Origin of the sequence: Rhodococcus sp. AW25M09 (assembly GCF_000333955.1) — a bacterium.
GTDB lineage: Bacteria > Actinomycetota > Actinomycetes > Mycobacteriales > Mycobacteriaceae > Rhodococcoides.
Genome location: NZ_CAPS01000099.1, coordinates 1 through 3,630, shown reverse-complemented (window position 1 = coordinate 3,630; position 3,630 = coordinate 1). Strand labels below are relative to the sequence as shown.

Here is a 3,630-nt window from a genome sequence, read left to right as displayed (position 1 = left end):
GTGCAGCGCCAGAAAAGCGCTGCCGGCCGACTCGGCCGTGTTGAACGCCATTTCCTGGCCCAGTGAGCCGGTGACGATCGCGTCGCTGTTCTCGGCCATCTGCTCGAGCTCGGCCGACATCTGATCCCAGCCGTGGTTGGCCAGCTCCGCCAGTGCCGTCAGTCTGGTTCGCGGGTTACGCGATTTCATACGTACCCGAATCAACTCCGACTCCAACAGGTGCTGGGTGTCCGGTCCGAAAGAAACGACGCGGAACCGTTCGGACCCAGCTGTTTGGGTGCCGGCGAACTCCACCAGATTGGGAGGCGCACCGAACACCACCTCGTGTCCGCGGTGCGCAAGTTCCGCGCCGAGCGCGACGCCGGGCGTCACGTCACCGCGGCTCCCGTTGAAGGGCATCACGAACTTCATTCGGTCCTTCGCGGTCGCGGCGGCTTCGGATCGAACTCAACCTATCAGTACCGTCCTGCACAGTTCGATGCGGAAAACATATGGCGGGAAACACATTTGCGGCCCACCTGCGTGCGTGCTCGCGCAGCGATAGTCTCTCGTGGTGGAAAGACTGACCTACGACGACGACCTTTTTCTCCGCATGGAATGCGTCCTCGGGGTGCCCGTGGTGAACCAGATCGTCTGGCGATTCGAGCGACCGGTGGCTCTCGTCGCACTCGAATCGATGTGGCGCTTGCTTGCCGCAGGCCCCATCGATCGCTCCGTTCGGCGGGCCCGGATCCCCGGAGCGCGTGACAGCTGGACCGCAGCGCGCAGATCGGCTGATCCCGTCGTCATCGGATCATCGATCGCCCGCGAGGACATAGACCGGTGGATCGAGGACGAGGCTGCCCAGACACTCGACCCGATCGAAGGGCCGGCGTGGCGGTTGTCCGCCACAGCGGTCGAATCAGGCGGCATGGTCGTGTCGTTGGTGGGTTCCCACGTCGTCGGAGACGGCGGTGCCCTGACTTCTGCCGCAGCGGCCGCGCTGTCCGGCCACGCCGTCCCCGACGACTTCGAACGCGTCGGACTGGACGGTTCTCGCTCCCCGTCGGCGGAGTCCGGTGCCGACATCGCCGACGGTGTCGGCCGCATCGGCGCGGCGCTGTCGGGCGCGGCACGAGCAGTGAGCAACACTGCCATCGAATCGATGCGGGCTCGGCGGAATTCTTCTGCCGACCCCGGCTCCTCCACACCGAACGCGACCACACCGAACGCGGACCGCTCGCGGGTGTCGATCGCACCGGCGGCGGGCGCATGGGTGCCGAGCACCGTCGTCGTCGACTGCATGACCGCGGACTGGTCTGCTGCCGCAGCGAGCAAGGGCGGCAGCGCCAACAGTCTGCTGGTGGCGGTAGTGCTGGGCATCCTGACCGGGAGCGGACGGATCACGACGGAGGACCGAGTGCGCGTCGCTCTGCCGGTCAGTACCCGGATCGTGGGAGATCGGCGGGCCAACGCGACATCCGGGGTCTCGATTCACGTCGACGCGGGAGGGACCTATCGCGACGATCTCGGAGCCATCAGAGCGTCGAGCAAGCAGGCGTTCAAGGCTCAGGCCGACCAACGGGTCACCACCACATTCGAGCTTCTCAAACCGCTCATGCAGTTGTTGCCCGACGCCATCGTGGCCAAGCTCGCCGCGTCCGGATCGGCACCGCTGTGTCTGTGCTCGAATCTCGGCAACCGAGGCGTCGCGCTCCGCACCATCGGGGGCGTCGACGCCACGGCGGTGGCAATGAGGTCGATCACTCAGAACACCGATGTCGCCCTGTTGCGCCGCACCGGCGGCGGGGTCAGCGCGTGGTGGAACGAATCGGGTGAGCGTGCGACCCTGTGCGTCACCGGACTCGATCCGGATAGATTCCCCAGCAAGGAACACCTGCGCGGACTCGTCGAGGCGGAGTACGACAGATGGGGTCTGACGCCTGAGTTCTGGTGATCTCGAGACAAGTCACAACAGTGGGCTCGGACGGATTTTCGACCGGATCGCCGGTGCAGCTATGCTTTCCGACTGTTCGTGTGTTCGAGCAGGTGTGAGAAAGGGGAGCGATCCATGGCAGTGGTCGTGTTGTTCGGGTCCGAGACCGGTACGGCCGAGGAGGTCGCCGACAAGATTGCGGACGTTCTGAGCGATCATGACGCCGAGGTACGCGACATGCTGGAGTACGAGGTGTCCGACATCGACACGGACGACTTCCACGTGATCATCTGCTCCACCTACGGAGACGGCGAGCTTCCCACCGGTGCAGAGCCGTTCTTCGAGGCACTCGTCGAGGACGCACCCGATCTCGCCGGCTTGCAGTTCGCCGTGTTCGGATTGGGCGACAAGATCTACGAGGAGACCTTCAACCGCGGCGGAGAGATCATCGCCGAGAAGCTCACCGAACTCGGTGCCAAGCAGATCGGTACCCATGCTCGGCACGACAGCTCGTCCAACATCAAGCCCAAATCGATGGCCGACGAATGGGCTCGCGAACTGATCGACCTGCTGCCCTGAGGGTTGACCCTGCCTCGTCGGCTAGGACGGGCTGGAGTCCCACAACTGCGCCAACGACGATCCCACCCGTGTCAACAACGTTCGTACCAGCGGTAGACCGATGCCGATCACCGACGATGGATCTCCTTCGATGCGGTCCACGAACCAGCCGCCGAGCCCGTCCAACGTGAATGCCCCCGCCACCAGCAGCGGCTCACCGGAGGTGAGGTAAGCCTCGAGGTCAACCGATGATGGCCTTGCGAAATGTACGACCGTCGAACTGTGTGCCGCAGCCTGCGCCACCACGATCCCGTTCGTCACTCGGAGCACGGCGTGGCCGGTCAGCAACACTCCGCTGGTGCCGGCCATCGTGCGCCATCGTCGACGCGCAACCTCGACCGAGTGCGGCTTGCCGTGCAGCTCGCCGCCGATCGACAGCATCGAATCGCAGCCGACGATCACCAGATCGTCGGCCGAGTCCGCGAATGTCTCGGCCACCGCCGCTGCCTTCGCTCGGGCCAGTTCGGTCACCACCGTCTCCGGCGCTGCAGACGGCCCGAGCGCCGCGGTCAATGCATCTTCGTCGACGCCCGATACCCGGACGATGGGTTCGACCCCGGCTCCGCGAAGCACCGACAACCGAGCTGGTGACGCGGACGCCAGGACCAACCGCGTCTGTGCGGGAGGTGGCACCGTCACCGCGTGTGGCGACCCGACGCGGCGTACGAATACGCCGAGTGAGCCACGAAACGGCGGTGCAGAAGCTCCGGCGAACCCCACAGCTCCGGCGGCCGAGAATCGCCCACCGCTGCAGATCCACCCTGGTTGGCTGTCAGAACCGCCACCAGCGCGGCGAGTTCTTCGTCGCCCGGATTTCCCTTCACCACGCGAACGTCCGGGGATGCTTCGGTGACCCCAGCATCAGCGGCATCGTTCGCGGCAACATGGTTCGCTGCGTCATGGTTCGCTTCATCGTTCATAGTGGGATGTTTCCGTGTTTTTTGGGTGGGAGGGTGACTTGTTTGCGTTCGAGCAGTCGTAGTGCGGTGACGATCTGGCCGCGGGTGTGGCTGGGTGGGATGACGGCGTCGAGGTAGCCGCGTTCGGCGGCGACGTACGGGTTGACGAGGGTGTCCTCGTATTGTTGTTGCAGCTCG

General features: G+C 65.1%; 6 protein-coding genes. 2 read left to right on the top strand and 4 right to left on the bottom strand.

Going from position 1 to position 3,630, the window contains the following annotated elements; translation table 11 throughout:
• A partial coding sequence (locus RHODMAR_RS19425) for a glycosyltransferase (RefSeq protein WP_008717860.1) occupies positions 1 to 411 on the bottom strand: 411 nt, incomplete at its 3' end.
• 142 nt (positions 412 to 553) lie between these two features.
• On the opposite strand from RHODMAR_RS19425, the gene RHODMAR_RS19420 reads away from it, so the two are divergent.
• Positions 554 to 1,936, top strand: a complete 1,383-nt coding sequence (locus tag RHODMAR_RS19420; protein ID WP_042939914.1) for a hypothetical protein — start codon at positions 554 to 556, stop codon at positions 1,934 to 1,936.
• A gap of 114 nt (positions 1,937 to 2,050) precedes the next feature.
• Positions 2,051 to 2,494 (top strand): flavodoxin domain-containing protein, encoded by a 444-nt coding sequence (locus RHODMAR_RS19415; protein ID WP_008717855.1) that lies wholly within the window; start codon positions 2,051 to 2,053, stop codon positions 2,492 to 2,494.
• A gap of 21 nt (positions 2,495 to 2,515) precedes the next feature.
• Here RHODMAR_RS19415 and RHODMAR_RS19410 read toward each other — a convergent pair whose 3' ends face one another.
• The 3 genes from RHODMAR_RS19410 to RHODMAR_RS19400 form a co-directional block, all read right to left on the bottom strand.
• A complete protein-coding gene (locus tag RHODMAR_RS19410) occupies positions 2,516 to 3,166 on the bottom strand; it encodes a Maf family protein (protein WP_051048194.1) in 651 nt (216 codons plus the stop codon).
• A 2-nt stretch (positions 3,167 to 3,168) separates the two neighbouring features.
• Complete coding sequence (locus tag RHODMAR_RS19405; RefSeq protein ID WP_008717851.1) at positions 3,169 to 3,453, bottom strand: acyl-CoA carboxylase subunit epsilon; 285 nt, start codon at positions 3,451 to 3,453, stop codon at positions 3,169 to 3,171.
• The coding region (locus RHODMAR_RS19400) for a carboxyl transferase domain-containing protein (RefSeq protein ID WP_008717849.1) at positions 3,450 to 3,630 on the bottom strand (181 nt) is incomplete at its 5' end. The genes RHODMAR_RS19400 and RHODMAR_RS19405, both read right to left, overlap by 4 nt.

Excerpts from the sequence above, each read along its gene's own strand:
- RHODMAR_RS19415 (WP_008717855.1), top strand. The coding sequence starts at position 2,051 with ATGGCAGTGGTCGTGTTGTTCGGGTCCGAGACCGGTACGGCCGAGGAG.
- RHODMAR_RS19405 (WP_008717851.1), bottom strand. The coding sequence starts at position 3,453 with ATGAACGATGAAGCGAACCATGACGCAGCGAACCATGTTGCCGCGAAC.